Source organism: Rhizobium halophilum (assembly GCF_021648825.1).
Taxonomy (GTDB): Bacteria; Pseudomonadota; Alphaproteobacteria; order Rhizobiales; family Rhizobiaceae; genus Neorhizobium; species Neorhizobium halophilum.
Genome location: NZ_JAKJHS010000003.1, coordinates 200,733 through 218,635, shown reverse-complemented (window position 1 = coordinate 218,635; position 17,903 = coordinate 200,733). Strand labels below are relative to the sequence as shown.

Here is a 17,903-nt window from a genome sequence, read left to right as displayed (position 1 = left end):
CTTCAGGCTCCAGTCATGTCATAAGGGCGAGCAAGGACCATCGCCCTGCCCTGATCGAGGGAAACGCGAACGGAGCCCTCAGCGACATTTGATATGGTGCGTGAGGAGCCGAACCGCAAAGAGAAGCGGTCGAGAGGGTAACGGGCGTTGCCAATTGTCAGACCCTCAAGATCGGAGAATCCAATCACCGAGAACAGCGAACCGCGTGGCAGATCGAGCCGAAGCGGCCGCCCCGCCATCAGCGGAGTTGCTTCTTCCGAGCCCGACGTCAGAAGTACGTCCAGCCCCCGCTCGGCGAGGCTCAGTCCATGCAGGAGATGCTGAAGCGCGTGATCGCCTCGCTCGCCGCCGAGCGCTCCCGCCAGTACCAGACGACTCGCGCCTCGAGCGATTGCTTCGGCCGTCGCAATCTCTCCGTCCGTCTCGTTTTTCGCGGCGGCGTAGGGTTGACGCTCCACCTGTGGCCACGCCTTCAGGAGCGCCGCTGGTGCGGAATCAAAATCGCCCACCCATAGCTCCGGCACGACCCCCAGAGGGTGGGCATGACGCATGCCACTGTCGGCGGCGATGAAGCGGCTTCCGACGATCGCCTCCCGAACACGATCGGTCACGGTGAGTTCGCCGCCTAGCAGTATGGTGAAGATCGAAGGGGTCATGAGGCAGCCCTTAGCCCAAAGCTCGGCCCAGGCAAAGCCACTTAAGGTTAAGCCGCCACCCTACGTGTCCGCCGAACTGACGGACAAAGTCGCAATGCAGATGGCCCCTGCCGCCTGCTGATGGCAGCCCGGCGACCTCTTGCGGCGACAGATAGAATCGATCGTGATGCCGAACCTGTCGACAGCCCGGTACAGATATGTCCATCTGCCATGGACCTTCACATAGGTTACATCGAAGCGCCAAATCGTCGATTGCGGTCGGCGCCAATGCCAACGCAGCCGTTTTTCAATCAGGCGCATATTTCTGGACCCAGCGGTAGATCGTGGAATGATCCACAGCCACGCCCCGTTCGCCCATCATTTGCTCCAGATCACGTTAGCTCACCCCGTACCGGCAATACCAGCGAACCGCCCACAAGATGACCTCGCCCTAAAACTGCCGCCCTTTGAAATCGCCCATCAAAAATCTCGCTGAACATGAATTAGCTGGGTGCGCCGGCGAGAATGCCATGGCACGTAGCTTCCCAACCTCGTCACATTCCGACCAAATACAATATGCATAGCCGTCTGCTGGGCAGGCTGATGAAGAACCCAGGGTTGCCTGCCAAAGCGGATCGTCACGGACAAGCTCCGCTCCTATGGTGCCGCACGGCAGCTGATGCCAACTGTCGAACATCGCTCTCACAAGGGATCAAGCGACCCTGCCGAGAACTCGCACCTCCCGCTGCGGAAACGGGAGCGGGTCATGCAGCGGTTCCGTTCACCGGGAGCACTGCAACGTTTCGTCTGCGTCTTCTCCGCGATCCGCAACCTCTTCGTCGCCCCCCGCTCCAAACGCTCAGCTATCGACCTTCACCTGCATCGCCTTTCAGCGATGGTACATTGGAAAACGATCATCGGGGCAGCGGTTTGACCGAGATAGGCATTCCTGAAATCGTCTCCCAAGTTAACCTTACATCACCGGCTAGATCCTTCTACGACGGAACCGTGGGCGTTCTGGGAGGTGGCATCTACCTGGGCGGGCGCCGCTTCGCTTATGCTGGGGAGCAGTCGGCTTCGTCAGCGATGCTCCCATTGCAGCGGTTCGTTTTGCGGGCGGGCTTAGAGTTCGCGGATACCCGCCAGTCTAGTGAATGAGATTGCTACCGTCCGGCTTTCCATGAGTCGACAATGATCAACCAATCTATCTTGAGGCGTCTCTCTTTCCTCCTGATCTGCAACGCTCCCATTTGAGAAACTGGCGATACGTCATCTAACGTTCACGGATGTGTCGTTGCGCTGTCATCCGCGCGCTCCATTAGCCGCTCCGGCCCAGGAGTAGTGCAATGCAGAAATCTGTCGAACTCACCGGTATAGGCAAAGGCTTCGGCGCAGACGATGTTTTGAAGAACATCGATCTGTCCGTGAAGCCGGGGGAGTTCCTGTCGCTCGTCGGGATGTCGGGCTGCGGCAAGTCCACGCTCCTCAGGATCATTGCGGGGCTGGAGCGGCCGGACCGTGGGAGCGTCGCGATCGGTGGTGCCGATGTGACAGAGCTTGACCCAAGCGCGCGAAATCTTGCGATGGTGTTCCAGTCCTACGCTCTGTACCCGCATATGAGCGTGCGCCAGAACATCGCGACGCCACTTCGGATGCGGCGCCTTTCGCTGGCGAGTCGCCTGCCGCTGATTGGAGCACTCGCGGCCTCTGCAGAGGTCCTGCGGGAGATCAACAAGAGCGTCGAGCAGGCGGCAGAAACGCTGCATATCTCCCACCTGCTTGACCGCAAGCCCGCCCAGCTTTCTGGCGGCCAGCGCCAGCGCGTAGCGCTTGCCCGAGCACTTGTGCGTTCTCCCGCCGCTTTCCTGATGGACGAGCCCTTGTCCAATCTCGACGCCAAGCTCCGGGCCCATATGCGCAACGAGCTGGCGGCACTGCATCGCCGCCTGGGTGCCACCTTCATCTATGTCACCCACGACCAGACCGAAGCGATGACCATGTCGGACCGCATCGCGCTGATGAGCGAGGGGCGGATCGAGCAGCTCGGGACGCCTAGCGAGCTTTATGAGCATCCGGCGACCCTGACGGTTGCCCGCTTCATTGGCACGCCTTCGATCAATCTCGTGCCGGTCGAGGTGTTGCCCAACGGAAGCGTGAGCCTCTTCGGTCAGGCGCTTGGGCTTGCTGCGGCAGGTCACAATGCCGGACCGGCCACCCTTGGTGTGCGTGCGGAGGATGTGAGCATCACTCCGGAAGGTCTGCCGCTTCGGGTGCAGCGCACGGAAACGCACGGCGCCGACCGTTTTGTTCATGGTCACCTTCAGGCGGACGAGGCGCTGCCGGTAACCTTTCGACTCTCCATAGGTGCGCCTGTTGCCGTCAATTCCGACGACGTCATATATGTGTCTTTCCCGCCGGAGCGCGCCCATCTTTTCGGCCGTGACGGATCGCGGCTTGCGGCCTTCCCGACTGACCGGGTGGCGGCATGACGCTGATCCTGGAAGCGAGCTCAGCGGCCGCCGGACGAGGAACGAGGGTACGCTCGAAGGGCGAGCGCCGGATGATGTGGAAAGCGCTTCTTTTCGTTGCGCCTGCCGTCCTGCTGCTCGCTGCAATCTACATTATCCCAGTCGTGGTTCTCGCCGGCTTCTCCTTGACCGATTACCAACTGGGCGCGCTTTCGACGCGCTTCATCGCCCTGGAGAACTTCGCCAAAGCCTTCGATGATCCGGTCTTCCTGCGGTCGCTGAAGAATACCGTTATCTACGCGGTAATCGTCATTCCGCTTGGCGTCTTCCTCGCCCTCGGCCTGGCGCTTCTCGTCCACGGCCGCAAGCGCAGCCGTGCCTTTTGGGAAGCCGCCTATTTCCTGCCTGTCACGGCGACCCTGGTCGCCATGGCGACCGTCTGGCAATTCCTGCTGCATCCATCGATCGGTCCCGTTAACGCCGCCATCAAATGGCTGGGCTTCGAGCCGGTTGCGTTCCTGTCCAACCCCACGCTCCTCATTCCGACCATGGCGATGATCGGTGTCTGGCAGATCCTTGGCTTCAACATGGTGCTCTTTCTTGCCGGGCTGACGGCAATCCCCAAAGATCTTTATGAAGCCGCACGTCTGGACGGAGCGCGCCATCCGTTCGACCGCTTCGTCACCGTGACCTGGCCGATGCTCGGGCCGACGACCCTCTTCGTTGTGGTGACGACGTCTATTTCCGCCTTCAAAGTCTTCGAGACCGTCGCCGTGCTGACCAAAGGTCGCTTTGGCTCCGAAACGCTGCTCTTTGACCTCTACCTTGAGGGCTTCGAGTATTCCAACACAGGCTATGCGGCGGCGCTGACGCTGATCTTCCTCGTCATCATTCTTGTCCTGTCAATCGGCCAGACGCTCCATCTCGACCGGAAGGTCCACTACTGATGGCTAGAGTTCGTCAATTCCTGCCTCACCTCGTGCTTGGCGCCGGTGCCTTCATCGTCCTGCTGCCGTTCTACTGGATGTTCCTGACGTCGATCCGCTCGCCGGCCGAAATCTTCGACGTTTCGCTCTGGCCGATCCCGAAGCAGTTCGACATGGCCGTGAATTATGAGCGTGCCGCCAGTCAGGTTCCGATGATGCGCTTCATGCTGAATGGCCTGATCGTCTGCCTCGGCATCCTCATTGTACAGGTCGCAACCGCCGTCCCGGCGGCCTATGCGCTGGCCAAGCTGAATTTCCCCGGCCGCAAGCTTCTTCTCACCCTGGTGATCGCGGCGCTCTGCGTGCCCATCCAGGCACTTGCGCTGCCGCTTTTCGTGGGCCTTGCGAAGCTTGATCTGCTGAACACCTACTTTGCGATGATGGCCCCGTTTTTCCTGTCGGTCTTCGCCATCTTCCTTTTCCACCAATCCTTCCGCAGCTATCCGGACGAGATCATCGAGGCGGCGCGCATGGATGGGTTTTCCGAGATGGAAATCTGCTGGGGCCTCGTTCTGCGCGGCTCGTTGCCGTCGCTGGCCGCCTTCTCCGTGTTCTCGGTCGTCGCTCACTGGAACGATCTCTACTGGCCGATGATCGTGGTGACGGACATCAATCTCGCTCCGCCGCCGCTCGGCATGCTGTTTTTCTCGGACGTTGAATCGGGCGCAAACTACGGCGCCCTGATGGCCGGTGCTGCCCTGATCACGGCACCGATGATCGTCTGCTTCCTTCTTGCACGTCGTCACTTCATCGCAGGCATCACCATGACCGGCGTCAAGTAAGTCTTTCCACCTCACCCTCCCACCAATGATGGAGATCATCATGAAGCTCTACCGTCGTACACTCATGAGCGGGCTTGTCGCCACGCTTGCCTTGTCGGGACTTGCAAAGCCCGTCTTCGCCGACGAGATCACGCTCGAAGTTCTGTACAACCTGCCGGGCTTCACAAAATTCCATCAGCCACTGGCCGATGAATTCATGAAGAACAACCCGGACATCAAGATCAACTTCCTTGCTCCGGCCGCAGGCTACAATGAAGGCCAGCAGCAGGTTCTGCGCGCCGCCGTGACCGGCAACCTTCCGGATGTCTACTTCTCCGGCTACAACCTGACGGCGGAACTCGTGCATGCGCTCGCTCCGCGCGACCAGATTACGGACCTCACGCCGTTCATCGAGGCAGAAGGCGGTCAGTCCTTCCTCGACAAGAACTACTCGCCCAAGATGGTGGCGCTCGGCCAGATCGACGGCAAGCAATACGGCCTGCCGGTCAATGCCTCTTCGCCGATCATGTACATCAACGCCGACCTGGTGAAGAAGGCAGGCAGCGACCCGGACAACATGCCGAAGACCTTCCCGGAGCTGATCGAGCTTGCCAAGAAGATCCATGCGCTCGATCCGAAGATCGCCGGCATGGGCTATGACATCAATGGCTGGCCGGACGACTGGCTGTGGCAGGCGCTGATCTTCCAGCAGGGCGGCAAGCTCGTCGACGAGAGAACCAAGACGGTCGCCTTCGACAACGAGATCGGCCTCAACGCACTGAAGCTGACGCGCCAGTTCGTCACCGAAGGCGGTCAAAGCCTGCTCGACTGGGACCAGTCGCGCCAGCAGTTCGGTGCGGGACTTACCGGCTTCATCTTCTCCACGCCAGCCCATGTCCAGACGATCGAGGGGCTCGTCGGCGACCGTTTCCCGCTGAAGACGGCGACTTTCCCGCTGGACAACAAGGACGAAGGCGGCGTTCCGACGGGCGGCAATTCGGCCGTCATCCTCACCCAGGACGAGGCCAAGCAGGATGCGGCCTGGAAGTACCTGAAGTGGGTCACGGGTCCGGAAGCGCAGAACACCATCGTTCGCATCACCGGCTATCTGCCCACCAACAAGCTCGCCACCGGCCCAAATTATCTTGAGCCCTATTACGCAGAACATCCGAATGTGAAGACGGCCTCGCTGCAGGCGGATCGCTCGCTTCCCTGGGCTGGCTATCCAGGTGGTGACTCCGTTCGCATCTGGCGCACGCAGCGCGACATCATCGGCACTGTGATGCGAGGCGAAGTATCGCCGGAAGATGGACTGAAGCAGCTAGTCGAGCAGACCAACGCTCTGATGAACTGAAGCCATAGCGAAGGCAATTGGAATTGCGGGGCCAAGCACCCCGCAATTTCGTAATGCAGGAAAGCTCGAATGAAGATCATCCAGATCACAGACACCCACCTCATGCCCCCTGGCATGGTCGTTAACGGCGTTGATCCTGAGAAACAGCTTCGTGCCGCGGTGGCCGATATCATCGAGAAGCATTCCGATGCCGACCTGGGTGTCATGACCGGTGACCTCTGCAACTTCGGCGATCCGGAAGCCTATACCCTGCTGAAGGACATCCTGGCGCCCGTGCCCTTCGAAATGCGCCTTCTGCTAGGCAATCACGACGACCGGCGCAACTTCCGTGCAGCTTTTTCCGACCATCCGGTGGACGACCAAGGCTTCATCCAATCGGCTCTGGACACACCTTATGGACGGTTGCTGTTTCTGGACAGCCACGAGCCTAGGACCATCGGAGGAATGTATGGCAAGGACCGTCTTGGATGGCTTGAGAATGCTCTGGAAGGGGCGGGTGAGCAGCCGGTGACTGTCTTCATCCATCATCCGCCGATGGATTGTGGCATTGCGCACTTTGAGCATATCGGGATGCATGACGGCGGACGGCTCATGCAGCGGTTGACGGCTCATCCGGCGGGCGTCCGCCACATCGTCTTCGGCCACATCCATGTGCTGCTTGCAGGAACGACCGCGGAGGGCATCGCCTTTAGTTCCGGCCAGGCCTGCGCCCACCGCTTCATCACCGATCTCGACGCTCCCGCACCGCTCTGGACCGGCGGTCATCCCTGCTACCGCATCGTCACGCTGAGCAAGCGTGGCTTCCATGCCTTTTCCGTTGACGTAGGAGAGGTTCCGACAGCGCAGGCGGTAATCTGCGCAGGACCTTGAGCCGCCGCTCATATGAAAAGCTGGAAACGGTTATGAGGCCTCGACGTCTGGCCGCTTCGAAACCAGGTGCGTACCTGGCGCAGCGCAACGGCCACATCTCAAGATCACATTTTTAACCAAGCCTCCTTCTTCGACGCGCGGTTCGGCTATCGACCCATTGATGGTCCCGCGTCACCGTCGCCATCGTGCACCGACGGTTCGTGAACCACTCGGTGTTCGCACGTTGAATTGCGTCGATCCGGAACTGAGGATCCGCATGCTGATCGTTGGTTACTGCTTCGGAATCCGTTCGCAGCGTTGGCTGTGTGAGGAGATACATCTGAACCTCGCCTATCGCTGGTTTTGCAGCCTTGGCCTTGAAGGCGATGTCCCGGTCCACTCGACCTTCTCCAAGAACCGGCATGGTCGTTCCGCAAGAGCGATCTGCTGCGCGAACTGTTCGAAACGACAGTAGGACGTTGTATCGAAGAAGACCTTGTCGGCGGCGAAGGCTTCGCCGTCGATGCGAGCCTGATCAAGGTGGACGCGAACAAGCAGCGCTCAGCGGAAGGACCGGAAGCAGTCGACTGGGAGCCTCCGAGACCATCAATCAGTTGGCATGTCAGCCGGGACCGCATGGCCGCGCTGGCGTCCGCCGCCGCCACTCCAGCGCATAAACCACCCACGGACGGCCCGTCGGATGAATGGCTCACCAGCGTCAGCGGGGCGGCGCATCCAACGTGTCGATCTTGCGCAACTGGGGGAACCCCATTGCCCATATCGCCGCCACAGCAAGTGTTCCGACGCCGCCGATGACGACCGCCGGCACCGCACCAAAGATCGATGCCATTGTACCCGCGCGGAACTCTCCCAGTTCGTTGGACGCTCCGACAAACACCATGTTGACCGCATTGACGCGGCCACGCACCTCGTCCGGCGTCCACAGCACGATCAGTGTTTCACGTACATAGACGGAGATCATGTCGGAGGCACCCATCAGCATCAGCGCGGCAATGGAAAGCCAGGTGGTTTCTGAGAGCCCGAAGGTAACGGTGCCGGCGCCGAACAGAGCAACGCCGACGAACATCGCTGCGCCGGCCCTATGCCGGATCGGGTAGAAGGCAAGCCAGAGCGCGACCGCAACCGCCCCGATTCCGGGAGCTGCGCGCAGAAGACCAAGACCCCAGGGTCCGAGAACCAGGATATCGCGGGCAAAGATCGGCATCAAAGCTACTGCGCCGCCGAGAAGGACAGCGAACAGGTCGAGAGATATCGCCCCCAGCACCACCTTTTCCCTACCGATGAAGCGAAAGCCCGCGAGGATCTCCCCCCAGCTGACGGTTCGCGATCGCGTCCGCTGGGTGGGCTTCGGGATCAGTAGAACCAGCAGGGCCGCCAGCACCATCATGCCGAGCGCGACCGAATAGGCTGCGACGGCGCTGACACCGTACAGCAGGCCGCCGGCGACCGGTCCGACGATCGACGCGGTCTGCCAGGAGGAGGAATTCCAAGCGATGGCATTTGCGAGGTCGCGTTCGGGAACGAGGTTGGGAGCAAGCGACTGCACTGCCGGCCCCATGAAGGCCCGCTCGATGCCGAAGACCGTCAGGATTGCGAAAACCAGCCACGGGATGAACAGGTCAGCAAGCGTCAAGGCGAGCAGGGCCAGCGCACAGGTTGAACCCACCCCCATGCATATTGCTACGATCGCCCGCCGATTGTACCGGTCGGCGACCGAGCCGGTGACGAGGATCAGGAGCAACGACGGCAAGAACTGGAAGAGCCCGATCAAGCCCAGATAAAGGGCGCTGCCCGTCTGGTCATACATCTGCCAGCCGACCGAGACGCTGATGATCTGGATGGCAAAAGCGGCGAGGAAGCGGGAGGTGAAGAAACGGGCGTAGGAGGCGTGCCGGAAGGCCGCGAACCGATCACCAGGGGTGGAGATGGACATCGAAGAGGGACTTTCAACACGCCGAACAGGATCCAAGATACCCGTTAAACATGTTTCGGATCCTGTGCAGGCACGGCACTTGCTCGTTAGTCCCCCAATGTCTACATGTCTGTCAACTAGAAATGGAGACCCGAATGCTCGCGCTGTTCCAGACGATTGACCTTGCCCTGAGCCTCTATACTTGGGTGCTGATCGGAAGCGCCATCTTCTCGTGGCTCTACGCCTTCAACGTCATCAATTCGAGCAACCAGTTCGTCAACGCGATCGGTAGCTTCCTCTACAATGTGACGGAACCGGTGCTGCGGCCGATCAGGCGCATCATGCCTGATCTCGGCGGGATCGACATCTCGCCAATCATCGTGTTGCTGATCATCTTCTTCCTGCGTTCGCTGCTCTGGACGAGCATCTACCCGCTCTTTGCGTGAGCCACGCCTTTAGCCGTCATGAGGATCACGTCCGCCTTTCGGTGAGGCTAACGCCGGCGGCAGGCCGTGACGCTGTCGACGGCATGGAGAAGGCTGACGACGGCGCGCTCTATCTGAGGGTGCGGGTGACGGCGGTGCCCGAAGGTGGCAAGGCCAGCAAGGCGCTGATCGCGCTTCTGGCGAAACGCCTTCGAGTGCCGAAGAGCGCGTTGACCATCCTTTCCGGCGAGACCAGCAGAAAGAAAATCCTCCGGCTCGATGGCGAACCGGAGGACGTGTGTGCGAAACTCGAGACGCTTGGTCGTCTCTGATTATTTCTCGGCCTTGTACCGCTCAATCGCCTCGACGATCAGGGTCTTGGCAACGCCGACATCCTGCCAGCCGCCGATCTTGACCCACTTGCCGGGCTCCAGATCCTTGTAGTGCTCGAAGAAATGTTCGATCTGCTTGAGCGTGATCTCCGGCAGGTCGCTGTAGTTCTCGATCTTGTCGTAGCGACGGGTCAGCTTGGGCACCGGCACGGCAATGATCTTTTCATCCTTGCCACCATCGTCCTCCATGACCATCACGCCGATCGGGCGCACGTTGATGACGCAGCCCGGCACCAGCGGACGAGTGTTGCAGATGAGAACGTCGATCGGGTCGCCGTCTTCGGACAGCGTGTGCGGCACGAAACCGTAGTTCCCGGGATAGGTCATCGGCGTATAAAGGAAGCGGTCGACGATCAGTGCGCCGGCCTCCTTATCCATCTCGTACTTGATCGGATGGCCACCGACCGGGACCTCAACAATGACGTTGACGTCTTCGGGCGGGTTCTTTCCTATGGAAATAGCATCGATGCGCATTCTTGTCCCCGGATGAGGTTTGACGATGGCCGCTTCGATACTGGGAAACGTGACGAGAGGCAACACGCCTTTCGTCTGCGGAGGACGGAGATGCTGCGCTGCTAGCGCGGCCAGACGAAGCCGATCTTGCGAAGAGCGGTCCCGCCGAAGTCCTCCATTCCCTCGACCATGTCCAGACCGCCATGGCGACGAAAGAAGCGGGAGGCGTGCTCACTGTCCTCGAGGCACCAGACGACAAGGCCGCTGCAGCCGAGCGACTTCAGAAGCCGTCTGCTTTCACCGAAGAGGCGTCGACCCAGTCCTATGCCCTGGAATTCGGGGCGGAGGTAGATCTCGTAGACTTCGCCATCATAGGGAAGCGCCTTGGCGCGATTGAGCCCGATCGTCGCATAACCTGCAATGCTCCCGGCAACATCGAGCACGAGAAGCGTTGCAGGGCCGCGCGTCGCCTTGCGCCACCAGGTCTCGCCACGGCGCTCGATCATCTGCGTCAGGGGCCTGTGCGGGATGAGACCGGCGTAGGCTTGCGTCCACGAAACGCGGTGGGCCTCCGATATGGCATAGGCGTCGTTCGGCTCCGCGGGCCGAACATCTATTGACAACGTCTTCATAACGTCACTCTGGACCCAATCATCGGGTAGCGCGAGACATGATACTCCATCGGAACATCTTTCCCCAGTGACGGTTCTGACGCTCCGATATCTACGTTAACGCCTTTTTAACCTCTTCCACAACCCTGCCTCGATTAAGGACACAAAAGAAAAACCCGGCTTGTTGGCCGGGTTCACTCTACGCGCTCGACTGCGTTCAGCCGGCTAGTTTTGCCTTGTCGAATCGCTTGCGATCATTCGGATCGAGGTACATCTTGCGAAGACGGATCGACTTCGGCGTGACTTCCATCAACTCGTCGTCCTGAATCCACGACAGCGCCCGGTCGAGCGTCATGCGGATCGGCGGGGTCAGCTTGACCGCCTCGTCCTTGCCGGCGGCACGGATGTTGGTCAGCTGCTTGCCCTTCAGCACGTTCACTTCAAGATCGTTGTCACGAGAGTGGATGCCGATAATCATGCCCTGGTAGACCTTCTCGCCCGGCTCGATGATCATCGGACCGCGGTCTTCCAGGTTGAACATGGCATAGGCGACGGCCTCTCCCGAGCCGTTCGACAACAGAACGCCATTGGTGCGGCCGCCAATCGGCCCCTTGTAGGGCTGGTAGTCGTGGAACAGGCGGTTCATGATCGCCGTGCCGCGCGTGTCGGTCAGCAGTTCGGACTGATAGCCGATCAGACCCCGCGTCGGCGCCAGGAACTTCAGGCGAACGCGGTTGCCACCCGATGGACGTAGTTCCGTCATCTCGGCTTTGCGCTCGGACATCTTCTGGACCACGACGCCGGAATGCTCCTCGTCGACGTCGACGACGACTTCCTCGATCGGCTCCATCAGATTGCCGGCTTCGTCCTTGTGCATGACGACGCGCGGACGTGAAACGGCCAGTTCGAACCCTTCGCGGCGCATGGTTTCGATCAGAACGGCGAGCTGCAGTTCGCCTCGGCCGGAAACGTAGAACGAGTCCTTGCCCTCGGCTTCCTCAATTTTCAGCGCGACGTTGCCTTCAGCTTCCTTGAGCAGGCGATCGCGGATAACGCGGCTTGTTACCTTGTCGCCCTCGGTGCCGGCCAGCGGGCTGTCGTTTACGATAAAGGACATCGTCACGGTCGGCGGATCGATCGGCTGCGCCGTCATGGCTTCGGTAACAGAAGGATCACAGAAGGTATCAGCAACCGTGCCTTTGGAGAGGCCTGCAATGGCAACGATGTCGCCTGCGTGAGCCTCTTCGATTGCCGTCCGCTCAATGCCGCGGAAGGCAAGGATCTTGGAAATGCGGCCTGTCTCGATCGTGCGACCGTCCTGGCCCAAGACCTTGACGGCCTGGTTCGGCTTGATGGAGCCAGAAGCAATGCGGCCGGTGATGATACGGCCCAGGAAGTTGTTGGCTTCGAGGATTGTCCCGATCATGCGGAACGGGCCTTCTTCGACCGTCGGCTCCGGTACATGTTCCAGTACCAGATCGAGCAGCGGCGCAAGACCCTGATCCTTCGGGCCTTCCGGATTGACATTCATCCAGCCATCGCGGCCCGAACCGTATAGGATCGGGAAGTCGAGCTGTTCGTCGGTTGCGTCGAGGTTGGCAAAGAGATCGAAGACCTCGTTGATGACTTCCTCGTGCCGGCCGTCCGGACGGTCGATCTTGTTGATCGCCACGATCGGACGAAGGCCGACCTTGAGGGCCTTGGAAACCACGAACTTGGTCTGCGGCATCGGTCCTTCAGAGGAGTCTACGAGAACGATCGCGCCATCCACCATGGACAGAATACGCTCGACCTCACCACCGAAGTCGGCGTGGCCGGGGGTATCGACAATGTTGATCCGTACGCCCTTCCATTCGACCGAAGTTGCCTTCGCCAGAATGGTGATGCCACGTTCCTTTTCGAGGTCGTTGGAATCCATCACGCGCTCGGCAACGCGCTGATTTTCGCGGAAGGAGCCGGACTGCTTCAACAACTCGTCAACGAGCGTCGTTTTTCCATGGTCAACGTGCGCGATGATCGCGATGTTGCGAAGTTTCATATTTTGGATCTCTGGTTCAGGGCGCGAAACGGAATAGAGGCGCCAATGTTCTCGTTGGCGCGCTCATACCCTGTTTTTCGCATTTGCGAAAGGGGGAGCGGGAAATCGCAGGCGAATGGCAGCTATGCGCGGTCGATCAAGCGTCGCTGCCGGACAGCTCCTCCACCATCGCCAGACCCTTCTTCTTCAACATTGCTTCCGGATCAGGGAGCTTTCCGCGGAAGGCATTGTAGGCGTCTTCGGGATCGAGGGAGCCACCCACCGAGTAGATGTTGTTCTTCAGCTTGCGCGCCATGACCGGGTCGAAGGCGTTACCCACCTCCTCGAAAGCCGCAAAGGCATCGGCATCGAGAACTTCAGACCACATGTAGGAATAGTAGCCTGCCGAATAGCCGTCGCCGGAGAAGACGTGCTGGAAATGCGGGGTCGCATGACGCATGGCGATGGACTGCGGCATGCGTATCTCCTTCAGAACCTGCGCCTGCACCGCCATGGGATCCTCCACTCCACCACGCGTGTGAAAGGCCATGTCGACGAGGGCCGAGGAGGTGAACTCCACCGTGGCAAAGCCGGCATTGAAGGTTCGCGCCGCCAGAACCTTGTCCAGCAAGGCCTTCGGCATCGGCTCGCCGGCCTCGTAGTGGACCGCGTATTTCTCGAGGATCTCCGGCACCGTGAGCCAGTGCTCGTAGAGCTGCGAGGGCAGTTCGACGAAATCGCGGGCGACACCCGTCCCGGAGACGGACGGGTAGGTGACGTTCGAAAGCATGCCGTGCAGCGCATGCCCGAACTCGTGGAAGAGGGTGCGCGCATCGTCGAGCGACAGCAGTGCCGGCCTGCCCGCCGCGGGCTTGGCGAAGTTGCAGACATTGTAGATGATCGGGATCTCGCCTTGCCGGCCGTTCTTCAGCGCCAGCTTGTGCTGCGACTGGAACGAGCTCATCCAAGCGCCGGAGCGCTTGGAGGACCGGGCAAAATAGTCGCCAAGGAAGAGTGCCTTGAGGTTGTTGTCCTCGTCGCGGATCTCGAAAACCCGCACATCCGGGTGATAGGCCGGCACATCGTTGACTTCGATCGCCCGGATGCCGAAGAGCCGCCCTGCCACTTCGAAGCAGGCCTCGATGATCTTTTCCAGCTGCAGGTAAGGCTTCAGCTCGGATTCCGAGAAGTTGAAAGTGCGGTGCCGCAGCTTCTCGGCATAAAAGCGCCAGTCCCAGGGCATCACCTCGTGATTGCCGCCCTCTTCCGCAATCAATCCGGCAAGGCTTGCCTCTTCTTCCAGAGCGCGGTTCCGTGCCTTCTCCCAGACCGTCATCAGCAAGTGGTTTACCGCCTCCGGCGTCTTCGCCATGGTGTTGTCGAGCTTGAAGGCAGCAAAGCTGTCATAGCTGAGTAGTTGGGCTCGCTCGGCGCGCAGTGCCAGCGTTTCCTTCACGATCGCAAGATTGTCCGTCGCGCCGCCATTTGCGCCACGTGCGGTCCAGGCGGTGAACGCCTGCTCGCGCAGGTCCCGGCGCTCGGAAAAGGTCAGGAAGGGCTCGATGATCGAACGCGACAGCGTCACCACATAGCCATCCTCATGTCCGCGATCCCGCGCGGCCGAGGCCATCGCATCTCTAAGGAAAGAAGGAAGGCCAGCAAGATCAGCCTCCTCCGAGAGATGAAGCTCCCAGCTCTTCTCGTCGGCGAGCACGTTCTGCCCGAATTGGGCGCCAAGGCCTGCGAGCTTCTCATTGATCGCCGCCAGCCGTTCCTGTTCCGGCTTCGCAAGCTTCGCGCCCGTGCGTACGAAACCCTTCCAGTGGCGCTCGAGAACCCGCTCCTCCTCGACCGAAAGACCAAGCGTATCGCGTTTTTCCCAGAGATCGTCGACCCGCTTGAACAGCGCCTCGTTCATCGCGATCTTCGAATAGTGCCGCGACATCTTCGGCGCGATCTCCCGCTCCAGTGCCTGGATCACTTCGTTGGTATGGGCACCCGCCTTGTTCCAGAACAGCGCCGAGATCCGAGACAGCTCGTCGCCGGCGATCTCCAATGCGACGATGGTGTTTTCCATCGTCGGCTCGCGCGGGTCACAGGTGATGTCGTTGATCTCCGCGTCGTGCTTGGCCATCGCCGCGTCGAAGGCGCCGGCAAAATCCTCGTCCTTCACCAGGTCGAAGCGCGGCAGGCCCGCATGCCCGGTCCAGTCGATCAGGGCAGGGTTGATGTGAAGCTGCGGCATACAAGGATCCTTCGTAACGGGCGCTCGAAAGCGCCGGCAATGGCGATGACGTTTATCTGGGAAGTTAGCCGATCCGTACAACCAGCCAAGCCGAAATCCGCTCATCTTGATGCACGGCTCCGCCGCACGTCTTGCCCTGCGCTGGAAAGGGAGTATCTCTCCCTCAGCCGTTCGCCTGCAGCACCGCTTGCACCCGGACAAGACGAAGCTAAACCGGCAAGCTCGCCTTCGCCGCCCCTGGCACATGATGAAAGCCGACAATCTTCTTCCGACACCGATAATGACTGCGCGCCGGACATCGCTTCTCGGCGCACTCTTGACCGCGCTCGGCCCCGTTTCCATGGCGATCTACACCCCAGCCATGCCGGAACTCGTGCAAGCCTTCTCGACCACCGAGAGCGCAATCAAGATGTCGCTTTCGCTCTATTTCGCCGGCTTTGCCGTCGCGCAGCTTCTCGCTGGGCCGGCCTCAGACGCGTTCGGGCGCAAGGCCTCCACCATCGGCTTCCTGCTGGTCTACCTCCTCGGCTCCGTTATCGCCGCCATGGCACCGAGCATCGAGCTGATCCTGGCCGGCCGCCTGATCCAGGGCATCGGCGCCTCGGTCGGCATCACGGTCGCCCGTGCGGTGGTTCGAGACCAGTTCGTCGGCAAGGAAGCGGCGAGCATCATGAACCTGATCGCCATCATGCTGACGGTGGCGCCGGCGCTCGGGCCGACACTCGGCGGCCTTTCGCTTGCCGCCTTCGGCTGGAAATCGGTCTTCCTGCTGATGCTCGGCTTCGGCGTGATCTCCATCGGCAGCGTCGCCCTCTTCCTGCGCGAGACAACGACGCCGGATCGCACCCGGCTTCGCCCGGCCAGGCTGGTCAGGGGCTATGGGGAAGTCCTGTCCAATCCGCACTTCACGCTCGCCTCCCTCGTCATCGGCGGCTCCATCGGCGCGCTGTATGCGCAGTCCACCATGCTGCCTTTCGTGCTGATCGGCGAGGTGGGCCTGACTCCCACAGAGTTCGGACTTGGCATGCTGGTCCAGACCGGCTCCTACCTCGCCGGCTCGCTCGTGCTCCGAAAGGTTTCGCACGGGATCTCGGGCCACCGCGCCGTCGTCATCGGCCTCTGCTTTTCGGCAACGGGCGGTGTTGTCATGGCACTGTCGGTTGCACTTCTACCGGCGAGCTTTCTGTCGATCATGCTCCCCGTCGGCATTTGCACCTTCGGCATCGCCTTCGTCAGCCCGCACATCATCACGGTCGGCATGGCGCCCTTCCCGCATATCGCAGGATCAGCGTCGGCGATGATGGGCTTCATCCAAATGGGCTGCGGCTTTCTCGGCGGCCTCGCTGCGGCCCTGATCGGATCGCCCCTGCTGTCCTTTGGCACGGTGATCCCGTTCATGGAGTTCATGGCCGTCGGCAGCTACCTCGCCTATCTGGCGCTCGATCGGCGGGCATGAAATACCCGCCCTCGCATCAGCGAGAGCGGGTTTGCAAATCCGGGAGCTGCGATCAGCCCTTCAGGTTGCGCTTGCCGAGCGTGCGCAGGCGCAGCGCGTTGAGCTTGATGAAACCCGCCGCATCCTTCTGGTCATAGGCACCCTGGTCGTCCTCGAAGGTGACGAGCTGGTCGGAATAAAGCGACTTCTCAGATTCGCGGCCGATGACCATGACATTGCCCTTGTAGAGCTTCAGCGTGACCTCACCCTCGACATGCTCCTGGCTCCGGTCGATGGCAGCCTGCAGCATTTCGCGCTCCGGCGAGAACCAGAAGCCGTAGTAGATGAGTTCCGCATAGCGCGGCATCAGCTCGTCCTTGAGGTGCGCGGCGCCCCGGTCGAGGGTGATCGACTCGATTGCCCGGTGCGCCGACAAGAGGATCGTGCCGCCGGGCGTCTCGTAGACGCCGCGCGACTTCATGCCGACGAAGCGGTTTTCCACGAGATCGAGACGGCCGATGCCATTGTCGCGGCCGTAGTCGTTCAGAGCCGCCAGCAGCGTCGCCGGGCTCATGCGCACGCCGTTGATGGAGACGGCATCGCCCTTTTCGAAGCCGACCTTGATGACCGTCGCCTTGTCCGGGGCAGCTTCCGGCGAGATCGTGCGCATGTGCACATATTCCGGCGCCTCGACGGAGGGATCCTCGAGCACCTTGCCCTCGGAGGAGGAGTGCAGCAGGTTGGCGTCGACCGAGAAGGGCGCCTCACCCTTCTTGTCCTTCGCCACCGGGATCTGGTGCTGCTCGGCGAAGTTCAGAAGATCGGTGCGGCTCTTGAACGCCCAGTCGCGCCAGGGCGCGATGATCTTGATGTCCGGGTTCAGCGCATAGGCGGAAAGCTCAAAGCGAACCTGGTCGTTGCCCTTGCCGGTCGCGCCGTGCGCGATCGCGTCTGCGCCGGTCTTCTTCGCGATCTCGATCAGATGCTTGGAGATCAGCGGGCGAGCGATGGAGGTGCCGAGCAGGTAGACGCCTTCATAGACCGCATTGGCGCGGAACATCGGGAAGACGAAGTCGCGAACAAACTCCTCGCGCACGTCCTCGATGAAGATCTCCTTGATCCCCAGCATCTCTGCCTTCTTACGTGCGGGCTCGAGCTCCTCGCCCTGACCCAGGTCGGCGGTGAAGGTGACGACTTCGGCGCCGAGTTCGGTCTGCAGCCACTTGAGGATGATCGAGGTGTCAAGTCCGCCGGAATAGGCGAGAACGACTTTCTTCACGTCTTTGGGGAGTGCCATGATGTCTTTGGTCCGTTCGGGATGCTGGCGCTTGCGCCAAGA

Annotated in this window: 15 protein-coding genes and 3 pseudogenes; 10 read left to right on the top strand and 8 right to left on the bottom strand. The window is 60.8% G+C overall.

The genetic code is table 11. The annotated features are described in order from the left end of the window. Positions 1 to 2: 2 nt before the first annotated feature. Both LXM96_RS08755 and LXM96_RS08750 read right to left on the bottom strand, forming a co-directional pair. Entirely contained in the window at positions 3 to 656 is a 654-nt protein-coding gene (locus LXM96_RS08755; protein WP_239998079.1) for a thiamine diphosphokinase, read from the bottom strand. Between the two features lie 156 nt (positions 657 to 812). Then, positions 813 to 1,077: pseudogene (locus tag LXM96_RS08750) on the bottom strand (DDE-type integrase/transposase/recombinase); the annotation flags it as partial. 143 nt (positions 1,078 to 1,220) lie between these two features. Here LXM96_RS08750 and LXM96_RS08745 point away from each other — a divergent pair. The 7 genes and pseudogenes from LXM96_RS08745 to LXM96_RS08715 form a co-directional block, all read left to right on the top strand. Continuing rightward, positions 1,221 to 1,569, top strand: a pseudogene (locus LXM96_RS08745) (DDE-type integrase/transposase/recombinase); the annotation flags it as partial. Positions 1,570 to 1,981: 412 nt separating this feature from the next. Then, positions 1,982 to 3,124 (top strand): ABC transporter ATP-binding protein, encoded by a 1,143-nt coding sequence (locus tag LXM96_RS08740; RefSeq protein ID WP_239998078.1) that lies wholly within the window; start codon positions 1,982 to 1,984, stop codon positions 3,122 to 3,124. Continuing rightward, positions 3,121 to 4,050, top strand: coding sequence for a carbohydrate ABC transporter permease (locus LXM96_RS08735; protein WP_239998077.1), 930 nt, complete (start codon positions 3,121 to 3,123; stop codon positions 4,048 to 4,050). Before LXM96_RS08740 ends, LXM96_RS08735 begins: the two co-directional genes overlap by 4 nt. Then, complete coding sequence (locus LXM96_RS08730; RefSeq protein ID WP_239998076.1) at positions 4,050 to 4,871, top strand: carbohydrate ABC transporter permease; 822 nt, start codon at positions 4,050 to 4,052, stop codon at positions 4,869 to 4,871. The genes LXM96_RS08735 and LXM96_RS08730 overlap by 1 nt, the downstream gene beginning before the upstream one ends. 40 nt (positions 4,872 to 4,911) lie before the next feature. Continuing rightward, a complete protein-coding gene (locus LXM96_RS08725) occupies positions 4,912 to 6,204 on the top strand; it encodes an ABC transporter substrate-binding protein (RefSeq protein ID WP_239998075.1) in 1,293 nt (430 codons plus the stop codon). A gap of 69 nt (positions 6,205 to 6,273) precedes the next feature. Beyond that, the gene (locus LXM96_RS08720; RefSeq protein WP_239998073.1) at positions 6,274 to 7,074 is read left to right on the top strand and encodes a phosphodiesterase; all 801 of its coding nucleotides are present in this window, start codon (positions 6,274 to 6,276) and stop codon (positions 7,072 to 7,074) included. A gap of 232 nt (positions 7,075 to 7,306) precedes the next feature. After that, positions 7,307 to 7,638 (top strand): annotated as a pseudogene (locus tag LXM96_RS08715) (transposase); the annotation flags it as partial. A 133-nt stretch (positions 7,639 to 7,771) separates the two neighbouring features. Here LXM96_RS08715 and LXM96_RS08710 read toward each other — a convergent pair. Next, positions 7,772 to 9,007, bottom strand: a complete 1,236-nt coding sequence (locus LXM96_RS08710; RefSeq protein WP_239998072.1) for an MFS transporter — start codon at positions 9,005 to 9,007, stop codon at positions 7,772 to 7,774. A gap of 134 nt (positions 9,008 to 9,141) precedes the next feature. On the opposite strand from LXM96_RS08710, the gene LXM96_RS08705 reads away from it, so the two are divergent. Then, on the top strand, positions 9,142 to 9,432 hold the full coding sequence (locus LXM96_RS08705; RefSeq protein WP_239998070.1) for a YggT family protein: 291 nt from the start codon (positions 9,142 to 9,144) through the stop codon (positions 9,430 to 9,432). Further along, complete coding sequence (locus tag LXM96_RS08700) at positions 9,429 to 9,743, top strand: DUF167 family protein (protein ID WP_239998069.1); 315 nt, start codon at positions 9,429 to 9,431, stop codon at positions 9,741 to 9,743. Before LXM96_RS08705 ends, LXM96_RS08700 begins: the two co-directional genes overlap by 4 nt. Here the strand turns inward: LXM96_RS08700 and ppa are convergent, their stop codons facing one another. From ppa to LXM96_RS08680, 4 genes are all read right to left on the bottom strand, one after another. Beyond that, positions 9,744 to 10,277: an inorganic diphosphatase gene (gene ppa, locus LXM96_RS08695; RefSeq protein ID WP_239998068.1), complete on the bottom strand. Its 534-nt coding sequence runs from the start codon at positions 10,275 to 10,277 to the stop codon at positions 9,744 to 9,746. A gap of 101 nt (positions 10,278 to 10,378) precedes the next feature. Then, positions 10,379 to 10,888, bottom strand: a complete 510-nt coding sequence (locus LXM96_RS08690; protein ID WP_239998066.1) for a GNAT family N-acetyltransferase — start codon at positions 10,886 to 10,888, stop codon at positions 10,379 to 10,381. A gap of 196 nt (positions 10,889 to 11,084) precedes the next feature. Next, entirely contained in the window at positions 11,085 to 12,905 is a 1,821-nt protein-coding gene (gene typA / locus LXM96_RS08685) for a translational GTPase TypA (RefSeq protein ID WP_239998064.1), read from the bottom strand. A gap of 136 nt (positions 12,906 to 13,041) precedes the next feature. Continuing rightward, positions 13,042 to 15,129, bottom strand: a complete 2,088-nt coding sequence (locus LXM96_RS08680; RefSeq protein WP_239998062.1) for a M3 family metallopeptidase — start codon at positions 15,127 to 15,129, stop codon at positions 13,042 to 13,044. Between the two features lie 280 nt (positions 15,130 to 15,409). On the opposite strand from LXM96_RS08680, the gene LXM96_RS08675 reads away from it, so the two are divergent. Beyond that, positions 15,410 to 16,585 (top strand): multidrug effflux MFS transporter, encoded by a 1,176-nt coding sequence (locus LXM96_RS08675; RefSeq protein WP_239998061.1) that lies wholly within the window; start codon positions 15,410 to 15,412, stop codon positions 16,583 to 16,585. Positions 16,586 to 16,637: 52 nt separating this feature from the next. Here LXM96_RS08675 and LXM96_RS08670 read toward each other — a convergent pair whose 3' ends face one another. Continuing rightward, complete coding sequence (locus LXM96_RS08670) at positions 16,638 to 17,861, bottom strand: argininosuccinate synthase (RefSeq protein WP_239998059.1); 1,224 nt, start codon at positions 17,859 to 17,861, stop codon at positions 16,638 to 16,640. Positions 17,862 to 17,903 lie beyond the last annotated feature (42 nt).